The 15,917-nt window shown below is 62.8% G+C and carries 15 protein-coding genes and 1 pseudogene; 7 read left to right on the top strand and 9 right to left on the bottom strand.

Translation table 11 applies throughout. The features are described from left to right. Window positions 1-21: 21 nt before the first annotated feature. Genes JHX88_RS11385 through JHX88_RS11350 form a run of 8 tightly spaced genes read right to left on the bottom strand, consistent with a single transcriptional unit; the run spans window position 22 to window position 7,545 of the window. Complete coding sequence (locus tag JHX88_RS11385) at window positions 22-789, bottom strand: enoyl-CoA hydratase/isomerase family protein (protein WP_076527037.1); 768 nt, start codon at window positions 787-789, stop codon at window positions 22-24. A gap of 27 nt (window positions 790-816) precedes the next feature. Continuing rightward, complete coding sequence (locus JHX88_RS11380) at window positions 817-1,443, bottom strand: flavin reductase family protein (RefSeq protein WP_076527038.1); 627 nt, start codon at window positions 1,441-1,443, stop codon at window positions 817-819. After that, on the bottom strand, window positions 1,443-2,075 hold the full coding sequence (locus tag JHX88_RS11375; RefSeq protein ID WP_076527039.1) for a carboxymuconolactone decarboxylase family protein: 633 nt from the start codon (window positions 2,073-2,075) through the stop codon (window positions 1,443-1,445). Before JHX88_RS11375 ends, JHX88_RS11380 begins: the two co-directional genes overlap by 1 nt. Beyond that, a complete protein-coding gene (locus JHX88_RS11370) occupies window positions 2,072-3,265 on the bottom strand; it encodes a CaiB/BaiF CoA transferase family protein (protein ID WP_076527040.1) in 1,194 nt (397 codons plus the stop codon). Before JHX88_RS11370 ends, JHX88_RS11375 begins: the two co-directional genes overlap by 4 nt. Then, window positions 3,265-4,086: an alpha/beta fold hydrolase gene (locus JHX88_RS11365; RefSeq protein ID WP_076527041.1), complete on the bottom strand. Its 822-nt coding sequence runs from the start codon at window positions 4,084-4,086 to the stop codon at window positions 3,265-3,267. The genes JHX88_RS11370 and JHX88_RS11365 overlap by 1 nt, the downstream gene beginning before the upstream one ends. 16 nt (window positions 4,087-4,102) lie before the next feature. Then, window positions 4,103-5,257, bottom strand: a complete 1,155-nt coding sequence (locus JHX88_RS11360) for an acyl-CoA dehydrogenase family protein (RefSeq protein WP_141225869.1) — start codon at window positions 5,255-5,257, stop codon at window positions 4,103-4,105. 8 nt (window positions 5,258-5,265) lie between these two features. Then, on the bottom strand, window positions 5,266-6,309 hold the full coding sequence (locus JHX88_RS11355) for an acyl-CoA dehydrogenase family protein (protein WP_076527042.1): 1,044 nt from the start codon (window positions 6,307-6,309) through the stop codon (window positions 5,266-5,268). Between the two features lie 12 nt (window positions 6,310-6,321). Further along, window positions 6,322-7,545: a CaiB/BaiF CoA transferase family protein gene (locus JHX88_RS11350; protein ID WP_076527043.1), complete on the bottom strand. Its 1,224-nt coding sequence runs from the start codon at window positions 7,543-7,545 to the stop codon at window positions 6,322-6,324. 398 nt (window positions 7,546-7,943) lie between these two features. On the opposite strand from JHX88_RS11350, the gene JHX88_RS11345 reads away from it, so the two are divergent. The 6 genes and pseudogenes from JHX88_RS11345 to JHX88_RS11320 form a co-directional block, all read left to right on the top strand. Continuing rightward, window positions 7,944-8,933, top strand: a complete 990-nt coding sequence (locus JHX88_RS11345; protein WP_076527044.1) for a Bug family tripartite tricarboxylate transporter substrate binding protein — start codon at window positions 7,944-7,946, stop codon at window positions 8,931-8,933. A gap of 84 nt (window positions 8,934-9,017) precedes the next feature. Continuing rightward, window positions 9,018-9,464, top strand: a complete 447-nt coding sequence (locus tag JHX88_RS11340) for a tripartite tricarboxylate transporter TctB family protein (protein ID WP_076527045.1) — start codon at window positions 9,018-9,020, stop codon at window positions 9,462-9,464. A gap of 4 nt (window positions 9,465-9,468) precedes the next feature. Continuing rightward, window positions 9,469-10,986, top strand: a complete 1,518-nt coding sequence (locus JHX88_RS11335; protein ID WP_076527046.1) for a tripartite tricarboxylate transporter permease — start codon at window positions 9,469-9,471, stop codon at window positions 10,984-10,986. A 90-nt stretch (window positions 10,987-11,076) separates the two neighbouring features. Then, the gene (locus tag JHX88_RS11330; protein ID WP_076527047.1) at window positions 11,077-12,246 is read left to right on the top strand and encodes a CaiB/BaiF CoA transferase family protein; all 1,170 of its coding nucleotides are present in this window, start codon (window positions 11,077-11,079) and stop codon (window positions 12,244-12,246) included. 12 nt (window positions 12,247-12,258) lie between these two features. After that, entirely contained in the window at window positions 12,259-13,035 is a 777-nt protein-coding gene (locus JHX88_RS11325; protein WP_076527048.1) for an enoyl-CoA hydratase, read from the top strand. Between the two features lie 150 nt (window positions 13,036-13,185). Next, window positions 13,186-13,465: pseudogene (locus JHX88_RS11320) on the top strand (adenine nucleotide alpha hydrolase family protein); the annotation flags it as partial. A 509-nt stretch (window positions 13,466-13,974) separates the two neighbouring features. On the opposite strand, the gene JHX88_RS11315 reads toward JHX88_RS11320, so the two are convergent. Further along, the gene (locus JHX88_RS11315) at window positions 13,975-14,571 is read right to left on the bottom strand and encodes a TetR/AcrR family transcriptional regulator (RefSeq protein WP_076527049.1); all 597 of its coding nucleotides are present in this window, start codon (window positions 14,569-14,571) and stop codon (window positions 13,975-13,977) included. A 120-nt stretch (window positions 14,572-14,691) separates the two neighbouring features. Between JHX88_RS11315 and JHX88_RS11310 the strand changes: the two genes are divergently transcribed. Beyond that, entirely contained in the window at window positions 14,692-15,912 is a 1,221-nt protein-coding gene (locus tag JHX88_RS11310; RefSeq protein ID WP_084203219.1) for an efflux RND transporter periplasmic adaptor subunit, read from the top strand. Window positions 15,913-15,917 lie beyond the last annotated feature (5 nt).

Genomic DNA, 15,917 nt, shown 5'->3' with positions numbered 1-15,917 from the left:
GCCCCCGGATCATCGCAGGCATCAGTCGCGGAAGACGGGCGAGCGCTTCTCGCGGAAGGCGGCCATGGCCTCGGCGGTGTCATCCGAGGTCGACAGCGCCTTGGTCTGCCCCTGCTCGAACCGGTATCCTTCGTAGATCGACACGCCTTCGGTCATCTGGAAGGATTTCTTCGCGGCGCGGATCGCCGAGGGGCTGGCCTTGGCAATGTCGGCCGCGATGGCTCGGGCTTCGGCCATCAGTTCCACGGGTGCGACGCAGGCCGAGGCGACATTCATCCGCAGCAGGTCGGGCCCATAAACCCTGCGGGCTGTGTAGATCATCATCCGGGCGTCACTTTCACTGAAATGGCGTCGTACATGGGCCACGCCGCCCGCAAGGCCGACCATCACCTCGGTCATCTGCAGGTACCCCTTTTCCGAGGTCACGATGATGTCGCAGCACAGCGTGGTCACGCAGCCGGCTCCGATCGCGGCGCCGTTGACAGCGGCGATGATCGGCTTGGGGCATTCCAGCAGGCAGTCGAAACTGGCGCGGACCCGCCGGTTATGAGCGGTGTAATGGCCCGGATCCTGCGTTGGGCGTTCCGACAAATCGGCGCCGGCGGAAAAGGCCTTGCCCTCGCCGGTCAGGATGATCGCGCGGACATCTCTGCGGTCGCCGAGCGCGTCGAAGACTTCGGTCATCTCGTCGCGCAGACGGTTGTTCTGTGCATTCACCGGCGCTCGGGTGATTGTCACGGTTGCGATATGGTCGCTCACATCTAGGGTGAGGGTGGTATAGTCGGACATTCAGGGACCTCATGTGGATAGGCGGCGTTACGTCCGGCCTTTGGTGCCGTCTGGTTCAGCCGGGCGCAGCATCTCGAAGCTGAGGGGGGGCACGGTATACTCGCGATAGCCCATGCGGCCGAGCGGCTGCAGAAGCTCAATATCGACCAGACCATCCTTGAGGACGCGTTCGTCGATGTGGATGCCCACGACTTCCCCGATCGCGATCCGGCTGGTCGACGGCAGCCCGCTGGATGGGGTGAGGATCACGACCTGCGCCAGTTTGCATTCGATCGAGATCGGAGATTCCGCCACGCGCATCACGGGGATGTTGCGGCAGGGGACGGCCGTCAGGCCCGCCGCCTCGAATTCGTCGACTTCGGGCGGATAGACGGCTGAGCTCTGGTTCATCTGTTCGCGCAGATCATAGGTGGCGATATTGGCGCAGAAATACCCGGTCGCCTGGGCGTTGGTGATGCTGTCCTTGCCGTCGTCCGAGGAAAACATCAGATGCGGCGGCCGACCCGATACGGCGTTAAAACAGCTGTAGGGCGCCAGATTGGGGGTTCCATCCGCTGCAGCAGAGGAAATCCAGCCGATCGGTCGGGGCACGATCATCGCCAGCCAAGGGTTGTGCGGCAGCCCGTGGTGTTCGGTCCGGGGATCGTAGAACATCAGCGGCCCCCCTTGGTCGAGGGCAGCGTGGCCAATGCCCCGTCGTCATGCTGCAGCCTGTCCCGGACGCCTTCGGGTAGGGGGACGCGATGCACGTTCAGGGTCAACGCGACCATCGAATAATAACCGATCACGGCGGTCAGTTCGACCACGCCGACCTCGCACCATCTTGAGCATACGGCGGTGTATGTTTCTTCCCCGACATCCCCCCGCTGGACCAGTTCGCTGGCAAACTCATAGACATCGCGGGCTTCGACATCGGTCCCGAAATCGGGCAGTCCGCAGGCGCCGATGGCATCGCAGATTGCACGGTCCAGACCCGCGCGTTCGGCGTCGCCCAGATGGATCGCCCATTCCAGATCGCTGTTCCAGCGGCGAGCGGTGACAAGAATCGCCAGCTCGCTCAGACGGGCGGGCAGAGAGGTTTCGAACCGCAGGACCTGCCCCAGCCGCTGCCAGCGGTCGGCCAGAACCGGATTGTGCAGCGCGGCACGCAGCGGGCCGACAAGGGTCCGGCGCGGGCCGGCGACGATTTGGTCATAGACCTCGCGCTGCGCTACCGTCATCGTTTCGGGCGCGGGGAAGCTGATGCGCCCGACGCGGTCCTGCCGGGATCCTGTCTGCTGGTTCATGGCTGGATCTCCTCAAGGCCGAGGTCGTGCAGGACCTCTTTCGTGTGCTCTCCCAACAGCGGCGGCGCCTTGTCGAAGGACAGCCCGGCGTTGCGGAAGTTCAGCGGGCTGACCACCTGCTTGACCGTACCGCTGAGCGGATGGGGAATGTCGCGCAGCATCCGCCGATGCTGAACCTGCGGTTCGTCGAACACCCGGTCGACCGTGTTGATCGGACCCGAGGGCACGCCCGCCGCGCTGAAGGCCGCGACCCAGTCGGCGATGGTCCGGTCGGTCAGGGCGTCAATAAGGATCGCCTCGAGCGCCTCAAGGTTTTCGACCCGGGCGGCATTGGTGGCATATCTCGGATCGTCGGCCAGGTCGGGCTGGCCGATTTCCTGAGCGAACTTGCGGAACTGCCCGTCATTGCCGACGGCCAGGACGATGTGGCCATCCTTGACCGGATAGACATTCTGCGGCTGGATATTCGGATGGCGGTTGCCCCGGCGCACGGGCTTCTGCCCCGAAACCAGATAATTCATCGCCTGATTGGCCAGCATCGCCACCGACACGTCCAACATGGCCAGATCGATATGATCGCCTGTGCCTGTCTGGTCACGGTTGGACAGCGCGGCCAGCACGCCGATCGCGGCATACATGCCGGTCATGATGTCGATGATCGGTACGCCGACCTTCTGTGGGCCGCCGCCCGGTTCGTCATCCGGGCTGCCGGTGACGCTCATCAGGCCACCCATGCCCTGGATCATGAAATCATAGGCCGCGTCGCCGGCCATCGGGCCGGTCAGCCCGAACCCGGTGATCGAGCAATAGATCAGCTTCGGGTTGACGGCCCTGAGGTCCTCATAACCCAGCCCGATCCGGTCCAGCGTTCCGGTCTTGAAGTTCTCAAGCACGATGTCACTTTTGGCGGCCAGAGCCTTAATGGCGGCGCGGCCCTTGTCGCTCTTGAGGTCAAGCTCGACCGACCGTTTGCCGCGGTTGACCGACAGGTAATAGCCCGCCTCGCGCGTCGGTTTGCCGTCTACGTCCCTGAGAAACGGAGGACCCCAACGACGGGTGTCGTCACCTTCGCCAAGGCGTTCGACCTTGATCACATCGGCGCCCAGATCGGCCAGAATCTGGCCGCACCAGGGGCCGGCCATGATCCGGCTGAGGTCAAGGACACGGACATGCGACAAGGGGCCGGGCATCAGCGGGACTCCTGTTCTGAAACTTTTGCGACGGACCTCAGAAACGCGTCCAGGATCGGGGTGAAGGCGTCGGGCGCCTGAAAGTTGGGAACGTGCCCTGCGCTGGGAATGTCATGAAACTGCGCGCCCGGCACCGCGCCGAACTGGCTGCGGACCGCCTGCGGCATGGCGCCGTCCTCTTCGCCGGTGATCCCCAGCACCGGCACGGCCAGTGTGCCGACCACCGTCGACAGATCATAGCTGCCAAGAGCATGGGTGGCGGTGGCGAACCCTTCGACCGGGGTGGCGGCGATCATCTGTTCCAGCCGCGTGATCTCGGGCGCATCTTCGGCCAGCCCTGGCAGCCAGCGCGATGCGGTCTGGCGGGAAATGACTTCCATCCCGGAGGCGCGGGCAGTATCGCGCCGCTCGGTCCAGAAGGCCTCGCGGCCCGGCGCCGACCGGCTAACCCCGTCGACCGCCACGAAGCCGTCGAAACGGGCCGGCGCTGCCGCATAGGCAGCCAGCCCCGTGGGCACCCCCATGGACAGGCCTACAAAGATGCAGCTGTCGATATTGCAGGCGTTGAGCAGGGCGATGACATCGGCCCCATACTGCACAAAGTTCATCGGACCCTGAGTCACATCCGATGTGCCATGGCCGCGTTGATCATAGCGCAGCACGCGATAGCGGCCTGAAAGTGCCCGCGCCTGTGCGTCCCACACCGTGAGATCCGTCAGCACGGAATTCGAGAACAGCACGCAGGGCGCGGTCTCGGGCCCGTCGATCCGGGCATTCAGCTGGCTGCCATCCGCCAGCGGGATCACCAGAGCATTAGACATCGGGAATCCTCCTGATCTAGCTGGGCAATTCGAGCACCGCTTTGGCCAGCATGTTGCGCATGATCTCGGTCGAGCCGCCGAAAATGGTCGTCGGACGGGCCGAGAGATAGGTGGCGGCGGCGTGAAGCTGCCGATCGCCTTCGGGCGGGTTAGTCAGGCCGGAGCCCTCGGCGGCGACCTCCATCATCAGTTCGGAAATTCGCTGATACAGTTCGCTCTGGAAGATTTTAAGCATCGAGACATCCGCCCCGATCGCCTGCCCGCCACGCAGCTTGTCGACATAGGTTTCGAACAGGTCGCCCAGATCGGCGAGGTCACATTGCAGGGCGACAAAGCGGTCGCGGAAAACCGGATCCTGCCAGATGCCCGCCCGGCGCGCGATCTTTTCAAGCCGGGCCATGGCGGCGGCGGACAGGCGGGGTGCGCCGATAAACACGCGCTCATGCCCCAGCAGCGCCTTGGCGGCGGTCCAGCCGTTATTGACGCCGCCGACAATATTACCGGCGGGGACGCGGACGTTGTCGAAGAAGACTTCGCAGAATTCGGCCTCAAGCTCGAGGTTCTCGATATTCCGGATGCTGACGCCGGGCGCGTCCATCGGCACCAGAAGAAAGCTGATGCCCGCCTGTTTTTTCACACTCTTGTCGGTCCGGGCCAGAATGAAAATCCAGTTCGCATCCATGCCCAGGGTGCACCAGGTCTTCTGCCCGTTGATCACCCATTCCTCGCCGTCCAGCACCGCCTCGCAGCGCACAGCAGCCAGATCCGATCCGGCGCCCGGTTCGCTATAGCCCTGCGCCCAGACGTCCTGACCCGACAGGATCCGGGGCAGATAATGCGCCTTCTGCTCGTCCGTACCGTATTTCAGTAGCAGCGGCCCCAGCATGACCGGACCGATGTCGTTCACGCGGGCGGCGCCGAAACGTTCAAATTCCTCGATCAGGATCAGGTGCTTGCCGGCGGCCAGGCCCATGCCGCCATATTCGCGCGGCCAGGTCGGGCAGATCCAGCCGTGGTCCGACAGAATTAGATACCAGGGCTTCACCACATCCCAGTGCAGTCGGCTGAGCGAATAGCGGGGGATATCGGGATAGTTCGTTTCGACAAATTCGCGCGCCAGGGCGCGGAAATCGGCATCGCTCATTGTATTGAAATCGGGCAGGTCCTTCATGCGGCCTCTCATTGATCGAGTATCTGCGCCAGCTGAGCACGTAGCGCGCGGGGGGTGCCGAAGACATTGGCCTCGGTCATGGCCTTGCGGATAAACAGACCGATGTCGGCCTCGTCGGTGATCCCCATAGCGCCGTGCATCTGCACCGCTTCGCGCGAAACCAGCATTGCCAGTTCGGCGGCACGCAGCTTGCACCGTGCCGCGCCCCGTGCGCGGGCCATCGCATCGGCACCGGTGTCAAACCGGCGGGCGGTGGCGAAGATCGCGGCGCGGGACAGTTCGAGACTGATTTTCATCCCGGTCGCGCGATGCTGCAGCGCCTGGAAACTGCCGATCGGGCGGTCGAACTGGGTCCGGATGCGCAGGTAGTCCAGCGTGATGTCTAGCGCGCGTTCGGATAAGCCCAGCAGGTAGGCCGACTGGGCCAGGCTAGCATCCTGCAACACTGCCTGAATATGATCGCAGGGGATCAAGTCCGCCCGCGCGTCAAAGGTGATCGCGCTGGATTTGCCGCCGTCGAGCGTGTTGGCCGACGTGATCGTCACCGTGTCACGCGGCAGCAGCGCCACGCCCTGAGAGGTGGTCACGGCGAAAAGATGGGCCCCCTCGGCCCCCGGCACGGCCACCTTGCGGCCCGACAGGCGCCCGTCAGCCGCGCCGCCCTGCCAGCCCAGATCCCCCGTTGCATCCTGCCAGGCCAGTGTCAGCACCAGCGCTCCGGTCATCGACTCTTCAGGCAGGTCGGGCCCAAGCAGGGACGCAGCCATCATCGCGGGCAGCACCGGTTCGGGCAGCAGCCCGCCGCCGAGCACACGCGCCAGTTCGCAGACCTCGCGCATTCCCAGACCCAGGCCGCCATCCTCTTCCGGCACCCGCATGAGGAAAAGTCCCAGCTCTCCGGCCTCGGCCATGACCGCGCGGTCGAACCCGGGCTCTTTGAACCGGGTGGCGCGGATCCGATCCAGCGCCCCGTCCGCCGGCACGATGGCGCGCGCGCTGTCGACGATCATCCGGGCGTTGTCGATCCAGTCTTCGCTGGTTACTCCGTCCATATCCTGTTCCTCCTATGTCACCGCGCCAGCAGACCGCAGATCCGCGATCTCGGCGTCACCAAGGCCCAGCTCGCGCAGGATCTCATCAGTGTGTTCGGCATGAACCGGGAGGTGACGATCCGTCCCCGCCTCGGCCTTCGAGAACCGGACGGGGTTGGCGACATAGCGCACCCGGCCCGCGTTCGGGTGGTCCATCTCTTTCAGGAGCCCGCGCTGCTGCACCTGCTCCATCTCGAAGACATCTTCGAAACTGTTCAGCGGGCCGACGGGGATCCCAATCTTCTCAAGATCATCATAGCAGGTATCAGCTTGTTTGCCGGTCAGCTTCTCGGCGATCATGGGGACCAGTGTGTCGGCATTTGTGACCCGCGCGAGATTGGTGGCGAACCGCGGATCCTCGGCCACGCCTTCCAGCCCCAGATAGGCGGCAAATCGGGCGAATTGCGCATCATTGCCGATGGCGATCATGATCGGCCGGTCGGCGCAGTCGAAGGCCCGCCAAGGGCAGGTGATCTGCGAGGCGGTGCCATTGCGGCGCGGCAGCTTGCCCGAACAGAGGTAATTCATTGCCATGTGCGACGCGGCGTGGATCTGCGAATCCAGCAGCGCGATGTCGATGAACTGACCCTCGCCCGAAACGCCGTCGCGATGCGCCAGCGCGGCCAGGATGGCCGACACGGCATATTGCCCCGCCGTGATGTCGGAAATCGAATAGCCGGCCAGTGCCGGGCCGGCGCCGGGCTGTCCGTCTGCGCTCCCGGTCATACTGAGCAGGCCGCTCATCGCCTGAAAGATCGGATCATGGCCGGGTAGGGGGGGCATCGGGCCGGTCTGGCCGAATCCGGTGATCGAGCAATAAACGAGCCGACAGTTTAGTTCGGCCACGGCAGCATAATCCAGCCCGAACCGCGCCAGCGTTCCGGTCTTGAAGTTCTCGATCAGAACGTCGGCCTCGGCGATCAGCTTGCGGGCCAGCGCTTGCCCTTCGAGGTGCTTGAGGTCTAGCGCGACCGAGCGTTTGCCTCGGTTCATCGCCAGAAAGGACGAGGTTTCGCCGGTCGGCTGGCCATCGGCGCCCAGATGCGGTACGCCCATGCGGCGTACGTCGTCGCCGCCCTTGACGTGTTCGACCTTGATGACAGCGGCACCAAAATCGGCCAGCATCTGCGCCGCCCACGGGCCGGCAAAGACCCTGCTGAAGTCCAGCACCTTGGTATGGCCCAGGCAGCCCGGCATGCGTCATCTCCTCCTTGGTTCGGGCCGAGTATTGGGGAAAGGCGCGGGATTGGCAAGATAAAAATTATATATATGCTTCAATAGGTCTTTTGGGCGTGCCGGGCCGATCTCTGGCGCGCCCGAGATCGGGGATTCGGGGCCGGGCGATTCGCGCCGCCCGGCGGATTCGGTTCATCGAGGCATCTGCTTCCATGGCCTATTTTTATGGATTGCGGGTGCTTGACGGCTGTGTCGTTGCCGGGCGCTGTGTGGTTTGTCTATGAGGGCGGGCTTGGATATTTGCGCGCAGGTGCCCCGTGCCCCGGGTGCTGTGCAAAAAAACTGTTGCGTCCTTTTCTAAAAATGATATCTATAGCTTATTATTCTAAACACTACATGGCCGGGAGGAGAAACCACTCATGTTCGAGTTTTCACGTAGGGCGGCTCTGGGCGCGATTTGCGCTGTCGCCGCATCCATCGCTTCGGTAGGCGCCCATGCCGAGGGCGGCGCCTATCCGACCAAGCCGGTCAAGTTGGTCGTGGGCTTTCCGCCGGGCGGATCGACCGATGTCGTGGCGCGAATCTTGGCCGACAGCATGACCACCGCCCTGGGTCAGCCGGTCGTGGTAGAAAATCGCGACGGGGCCTCCGGCGCCGTGGGTGTAGCCTATGTCGCCAGCTCGGATGCCGACGGCTATACCGTGGGTCTCAGCGGGATCGGGACCTCAATCCTTGCGGCCGCGCTTGGCAAGGATCCGGGCTATTCGATCGACGACGATCTGGAAATCATCGGTGTGACCGGGACGCTCGGCATGGTGATCGGTGGCCACAAGGGGCTTGAGCCCAAGACCCTGCCCGAGCTGATCGCCTATGCCAAATCCCATCCGGGCGAAGTGACCTATGGCACCTCAGGTGTCGGGACGCCGGGCCATCTGGCCATGGAATACCTGGCCCACGCTGAATCCATCGACATGCTGCACATCCCCTACAAGGGTAACACCCCGATGATGAACGATCTTTTGGGCGGTCATGTCGATGTTGCGATGATGACCATCCCCGGCGCGGTAGAACAGATCCGCGCGGGCGGCATCCAGCCCTACGCCGTCACCTCGCCGAAGCGGTCCGACCTGATGCCCGAAATGCCGACGGCCTCGGAAGCAGCGCTTGACGGGTTCTCGGCCACGTTGTGGAATCTGCTGGTCGCACCGGCCGGAACTGACCCCGAGGTCCAGGAAGTCCTGTCGAATGCCCTGAACGCGGCCATGAACGACCTCAAGGTTCTTAAGGCGTTCAAGATGCAGGGTCTCGCCCCCATGGAGACCACGCCGGAAGAAGCTGCTGCCTTCCTCAATTCCGAGCGTGACAAATGGGTCGGCGTGATCGAAAGCGTCGGCGTCGAAACCAAGTGACCGCGGTAGGGGCAGCCGTCGTCCGGTTGCTCCTGACCTGCGCGACCCACAGCCCGGTCTGTAGGGTTCCTGAGGAGTTTCACCATGCCAAAACTCGTGTCTTTGCGGCTGATCATGGCCGTGGTGGTGATTGCGATCGGTCTGATTGGATTTGTCGTCGCATCGCAATATAATATGGGCAGCGGGCTGCGTATGGGGCCGGGCTATCTGCCGGTGGTCCTGTCGGCCCTGCTGATCGGGCTGGGCGTGATCGAGGCGACCTCGGCCATCGTGCAGGGCGCCCCGAAAGTTGACATCGAATGGCGCGCCTTTTTCGCGATCCTTGCCGCGGTGACGGGCTTTGGCATCTCGATGCTGTATCTCGGTATGATCCCGGCCTTCTTCATCTGCATCGGCTTGTGCAGCCTGGCTGAAAAGAACTACGGCCTGATCCCGGCGCTTGCCATCGCGACGCTGACCGCCATTGGTGCCTGGCTGCTGTTTTCACAACTCCTCGGCATGACCATGCCGCTGTTCCGCTTCGGAGCCTGATGCCATGTGGGAAAATATCATCCTCGGCTTTGCCACCGCGGCGACGCTGACCAACCTTGCCTATTGCTTCATGGGCGTCTTCATAGGCACGCTGATCGGCGTGCTGCCGGGGCTGGGCAGCCTGGCAGCCATCTCGATGCTGCTGCCGGTGACGTTCTATCTTGAACCGACGACGGCGCTGATCGCTCTGGGCGGCATCTATTACGGTGCGGAATATGGCGGGTCGATCGCGTCGATCCTGCTGAATCTGCCGGGCACGCCCTCGAACGCCGTGACTTGTCTGGACGGCAACCCGATGGCCAAGCAGGGCAAGGCCGGCCGGGCGCTGTTCACCACTGCCATCGCGTCCTTCACCGGCGGCACCCTGGGCGTGATCGCGCTGATGGGCTTTGGCCCTGCGATCGCCGAGCTGGGTCTGAAATTCGGCCCCGGCGATTACTTTGCGCTGATGGTGCTGGGGCTCGTGGCGGCCGTGACGGTCGGCACCGGGTCGGCGGTGCGGTCGATGATCATGGTGGTGCTGGGTCTGCTGCTGGGCACTGTGGGGACGGATGTGACCTCGGGCGATTTCCGCTATACCTTCGATCTGCTGGAGCTACGCGACGGGGTCAGCCTGGTCGCCATCGCCATGGGGTTGTTCGGGATCTCCGAGGTCGCCAATTCCATCGGCGGCTCGGGCAACCGGGGTGCAGCCCAGAAGGTCAGCCTGCGCAGCATGTTGCCGGATTTCGCCTGGGTGCGTCAGGTGGCGGGTCCGATCCTGCGCGGGTCCTCGATCGGGGGCTTCCTCGGGGCTCTGCCCGGGGCGGGAACGGTGATCTCGGCCTTTCTGGCCTATGCGGTCGAACTGAGGATGGCCAAGGACCGGTCGATCTTTGGCAAGGGGGCGATCCAAGGCCTCGCGGCGCCGGAAGCGGCTAACAACGCTGCCGCCCAGACCGCCTTTATCCCGACGTTGACTATCGGCATCCCGGGCAGTGCGACCATGTCGATCATGCTGGGCGCGCTGATGATCCACGGGATTTCGCCGGGGCCGATGCTGGTGACGGATCACCCGCAGATGTTCTGGGGCCTGATCGCGAGCTTCTGGATCGGCAACCTGTTCCTGCTGCTGTTGAACATCCCGCTGATCGGGCTATGGGTGCGGGTGCTGCAATTCCCATACAAGTTCATCTATCCCATTGTTATCGCCCTGATCTGCATCGGCGTCTATTCGATGAAGAACAGTGTCTTCGACGTGGGGATCGTGCTGCTCTTCGGGGGGCTGGGGTTCTTCTTCCAGAAGGTGGGCTATGGTCCGGCCAACCTGATCTTGGGCTTCGTGCTGGGCCCGATGCTCGAGGAAAACCTGCGCCGCGCCATGCTGCTGGCCCGCGGAGACGCCACCGTCCTGCTGACCGGCCAGTTGTCGGGTCCGGTGCTGGGCATCTCGGGGCTGCTGCTGATCTGGGCCGCCGTCAGCGGGATGCGCAGCATGATAAAGCAGCGGCGGGCGGTTGACCTGCCCGCCGGAGAGGCCTGATTACAATCGTATCGGAGCACGGTCCCGGCGGGGCTATCCCTGCCGGGACCGTGCTGCGCCGCACATCTTGATGCAACGAAGGAAGCGAACATGACACCCGATACCGACGCAAGCCTGCCGCAGGGCAATGGTCCGCTGGCCGGCTTTGTGATACTGGACCTGACGCGCGTCCTCTCCGGCCCCTATTGCACGATGATCTTGCAGGATTTGGGGGCGACCGTTCTCAAGGTCGAACAACCTGAGGTCGGGGATGATTCCCGGCAGTTCCTGCCCTTCGAAGGCGACAGGTCGGCCTATTTCGCCCTGGCGAACCGCGGCAAGAAGTCGATCGCGCTGGATCTCAAGGCGCCCAAGGATCGCCGGGTTTTTGAGGCGCTTCTGGCCAAGGCCGACGTGCTGGTGGAAAATTTCCGCCCCGGCGTCATGGAGAAGCTGGGCTACGACTGGGAGGCGATCCGGGCCAGGAACGGCCGTCTGGTCTTCGCTTCGATTTCGGGCTTCGGGCAGAGCGGCCCCTATCGCAAGAAGCCGGCCTACGATCTAGTCGTCCAGGCGATGAGCGGCATGATGAGCCTGACCGGGCACCCTGGACAGCCACCCGCACGAGTTGGCACCTCGCTCGGGGATCTGGCGGCGGGCGTCTTCGCGGCGCTTGGCATCCAGTCGGCGCTGCTTCAGCGAAGCACCACCGGAAAGGGTGCGCGGGTGGATATCTCGATGCTGGAATGCCAGATGGCATTGTTGGAAAACGCGATCAGTCGGTTCACGCTAACCGGGACCTCTCCTGGCCCTACAGGAGCGGCGCATCCCGGCTCGGCGCCGTTCGACGCCTTCCGCGCGCAAGACGGTTATCTAGTCATCACCGCTGGCACCGACAAGCTGTTCAAGACATTCTGCGGCGTGATCGACCGGTCCGATCTGCTTGAGGATCCAAGGTTTGCCGACCGGGCGTCGCGCGTGGCCAACAATGCGGCGCTGAAAGAGATGATCGAGGACAAGCTGGCCGCCGCGCCGGTGGCCGAGTGGCTGTCGCGACTGGATGCCGCATCGATCCCCGCCGCGCGGGTCAATTCGATCAAGGACATGGTTAACGACCCCCAGGTCAAGGCGCGCGGGGCGATCGCGCCGCTGGACGGATCGCAGCTGAAACTGGCCTGCACGCCGGTCCTTGTCGATGCCGAGACCTATCCGGACCGGCTGCCCGCCGCGCCCGAACTGGACGAGCACCACGCCGAAATCCTGGCCTTTGCCGGGTTGTAAGGACCGATACCCATGGCTGACAGCAAGATCATCGTCGAAACTGCGGGTGGCATCTCCCGGATCACCCTGTCCAACCCGGCCAAGTTGAATTCGATCTCGGCCGGGATGCTGGATCAGCTGAACGAGACGCTGATCCGGCTTGAGGACGACCCCGATCTGCGGCTGCTGGTCTTGACCGGAGAGGGCGAGCGGGCCTTTTCCTCGGGTGCCGATGTCTCGGGCTTCGACGACCCCGAGTCACGTGCCCGCGCGCGTTGCGCCTATGAAGGGGGCGCGGAACTTGCGCTGGCACGTCTGCTGCGCTTTCCCCGCCCGACCGTGGCCATGATCCGCGGCTATTGCATGGGTGGGGGCGTGTCCCTGGCGGCCCTGTGCGATCTGCGCATTGCCGAGGCGGGGGCGGTCTTTTCAGTGGCGGCGGCCAAGCTGGGTCTAGGCTACAGCTATTTCGGCACGCAACGGCTGGTGTCGCTGGTCGGCGCGACCACGGCCAAAGAAATGCTGTTCACAGCGCTGAGATACAGCGCCGAGGACGCCCTGCGTCTGGGCCTTGTCAGCCGAGTGTTCCCGAAGGACAGCTTTACCGAAGACGCCGAGGCTTATCTTGCGGCCATCGCGGTCAATGCCCCGCTGACGATCCGCGCGGCCAAGATGGCGGCGGATACCCCTCCGGAGGACGAATTGTCGCCCGTCCTCGCGGCAATTGCCGCCTGCGGCGAAAGCGGGGACTTCGCTGAAGGGCGCAAGGCGTTCTCTGAGAAACGAAAGCCCGTATTCCAAGGGAGATAAATTTCCAACGAGTAAACCGCATCTATATTTGGCCGAAGCCTTTCGGCACGGAATTCAAAAAATCATCCTTCAAAGGCTAATCTCAAGAAAAATTACATTCAGGTTCTCGTACCTCTCAAACGTGGGATCGACTAAAACGGGAAGGTTAGTGTGAAGACCGACGGCTCGGATGCCGATCTTGCAAACGTGAAGATGTCGATGAATCCCTTCGACTAGACTGCCTTGGAATAGGCGATCCGCCTGAAGGAAACCGGCAAGGCTGGAAGGTGGTGGTTTTATCCACCGGCATCGCGCAGGTGCAGGAAACGTTGCGGGCCGCGCCATCCTCGTCGTCGCAGCCGACGACGCGCACATCGACATTGAATCGCTCGCCGTTGCCAAGATCCTCAGGGCCGTGATCGACGAGGTGGCCCTAGGCCTCGTCATTGCCAGCACCTAGCCATCGGGGGCGACAGTACCGTGGCGGCCTCGAAGTGGACGGCGAGCTTTAGACCGTCAACATCAGCTTCGAAGAACCCTCTTGCGCATTGGACTCTTCCTTCTGGGCTCGGCTCCAGCTTCCGCCTTATTTTTCCGGCGATGCAAGCTCAGCGAGGGATCGTAATGTGGGAGTTTGGTATGAAGGGGGGATGTATAGGCTTTGAGGTGGGTTGAACCTCTAACTATACGTCGTAAAAAACTGAAATTTCTCAACCGGATGGTCCCAGTTGTCTCGCCAGATGCCATCGCCGTACCCTTCATGCCAAGCTGGCCGCTCCGGGCTGTCTTCTCTGCTTCGAAAAATACCGGGCGGTTATCTCATGAGCGGCCGTTCTCGTTGGCTTTGGTGCGATCAGGATGTCATGCCAAAGGCCACAGGCCGGGACTCCAAGGCATCTGCATGTGAAGCAATTCACGCTAGCACAATCAGATACGATGCGGGGCGTCAAGAAACAGCTCTTACAGCATATCGCAGATGATCGTTCCAAGTTTTCTGATCTGCTGCCTGATAAGGCCGATGATTGCGGTTTCGGCCATATCGTCGGATTGTGACCAGCTGAGGATCGCATGGGCCAGTGCATGAGATACCAGTTCGGCCAGCAACTCGGCCTCCGGGCGGGCTGTCTCGCCCAGGCGGGATACGATGAGGTCAGCCATCTGGTCAGAGAGCTTCTGTAGCGAAGCGTGAAAGATCGGCACCAGTTCGGGCGAGCGTTCCAGCAAGGTGTCGATCAGCCGGATCGTATCGCGGTCCAGTTGGGTGTTGCTTAGATGCTTTCCAAGTGCCTCGAACAGGTCGTTCATTAGCGGACCCGATGCGCTCTCGAACCAGGCGATGATCTCCGGAGGGATCTCCGGCCGCTTGCCGAGCAGCGCAGCCTCCTTGTTCGTATAGTAATTGAAAAAGGTCCGCAGGCTGATCTCCGCTTCCGCCGCAATCATCTCGGTTGTCACCGTCTCGAAGCCCTCGCGCAACGCCAGTTGCAGCGTAGCCGATTGGATTTCACGCTCGGTTTGCAAGCGGCGTCGATCACGAAGACTTGAAGATATGACCATCGGCTGACATTTCTGCTGTTTCACATGGGGCACGTATTGCATGCCGTGCAAAATTATGCAAGAAGGCCTCCGAACCAGGTCCTCGCCGCATAGGGCCGTATCTTGCCCGGGACTATCATGATGCCTGATTTCCGTTTTCCGATCTGCCTTGGCCTTGCCGGGTTACTGATGATTGCCGGTCCTGCTGCGGCGCAAGATGCCGGACAGATGCCACCCAAACAGGTTGGGGTGATCGAGTTGCAGCTGCAGGACGTGCCGCGCGTGGTAACCTTACCGGGGCGCGCAGTTTCCGGGGCCGATGCGACGATCCGGCCGCGCGTCAACGGGATCATCACTGATATTCTTTATGAGGCCGGGCGCCCGCTGAAGCAGGGCGATCCGATGTTCCAGGTCGATACGACAACCTATGAAGCAAACCTGTCCAGTGCCGAAGCCGAGGTTGCATCGGCCAAGGCGACGCTCATCCAGGCTGAGTCCGCGTATGAGCGGACCCAGCAATTGCAGGGCTCGGGCACGACGCTGGCGCAGGTCGAAACCGCCCGCGCCTCCATGGAACAGGCACAGGCCTCGGTGCAATCGGCAGAGGCGGCCCTGAAATTGGCACAAACTGACCTGGACTGGACTTTGGTGACCAGCCCGATCGACGGTATGGCCAGCGTGGCAAAGGTTTCTGTCGGCGATCTGGTGACCTCGGGGCAGGCCGATGCGTTGGCTACTGTGACGCGGCTGGATCCGATCGAAGTAGACATTCTTGCGCCCTCAGCTGGAATGCTTGCCACTATTAGCGATATCCGCAACGGACAGCTGCAGATGAACGAGAAGCTTCAGGCAACACTGACGCTGGAAACCGGCCAGACCTACGAGGCTATGGGTGAAATGGTCGCGCCCGGTTTCAGCGTGTCGACCTCGACCGGGTCGGTGGATACGCGGTTCCGTTTCGATAATCCGCATTTGCTGCTGTTGCCGGGCATGTTCGTGCGTGGCCAGATCGAGTTCGGCACGATGCGTGCAATCCTGGTTTCTCAATCCGCCGGCACCCGTGACAAGACCGGTAAGCTGACCGCATGGGTGATCAGGGACGGCAAGGCCGAGAAACGGCAACTGACCGATGACGGCGGCTACCAAAATAACTGGATCGTCACCGATGGCGTCGAGGCGGGCGAGCTTCTGGCGGTGGACGGGCTGACCGGACTGACGGAAGGGGCCGAGGTGGTCACCGTTCCGGTCAGTTTTGACGAGAACGGCGTGGTGCGCGACACCACCGCAAAGAATGCGCCTGACGATTCTGCACCCGGCGATGCGTCCGCGACCGAAACCGACGACGCCCCGGCAGCGGAGTAATCCAG

The organism is Paracoccus saliphilus (assembly GCF_028553805.1).
Taxonomy (GTDB): domain Bacteria; phylum Pseudomonadota; class Alphaproteobacteria; order Rhodobacterales; family Rhodobacteraceae; genus Paracoccus; species Paracoccus saliphilus.
This window is presented reverse-complemented; position numbering and strand designations above follow the sequence as displayed.